The organism is Acidimicrobiia bacterium (genome assembly GCA_012959995.1).
GTDB lineage: Bacteria > Actinomycetota > Acidimicrobiia > Acidimicrobiales > MedAcidi-G1 > MedAcidi-G2B.
On the sequence record DUCC01000018.1, the window covers coordinates 92,724 to 93,051 of the forward strand.

The following is a 328-nucleotide window of genomic DNA, read 5'->3' on the forward strand; positions in this document are numbered from 1 at the left end:
GCTTCGGGAGGGTCTCGCGGCCTATCAGCTAGTTGGTGAGGTAACGGCTCACCAAGGCAACGACGGGTAGCTGGTCTGAGAGGACGATCAGCCACACTGGGACTGAGACACGGCCCAGACTCCTACGGGAGGCAGCAGTGGGGAATCTTGCGCAATGGACGAAAGTCTGACGCAGCCACGCCGCGTGAGGGATGAAGGCTTTCGGGTCGTAAACCTCTTTCAGCAGGGAAGAAAATGACGGTACCTGCAGAAGAAGCTCCGGCCAACTACGTGCCAGCAGCCGCGGTAACACGTAGGGAGCAAGCGTTGTCCGGATTTATTGGGCGTA

General features: G+C 58.8%; 1 rRNA gene (running past one end of the window). It reads left to right on the top strand.

The features are described from left to right. Window positions 1-328, top strand: a 16S ribosomal RNA gene (locus EYQ49_05685); its annotated part reaches 217 nt to the left of the window's first position; the annotation flags it as partial.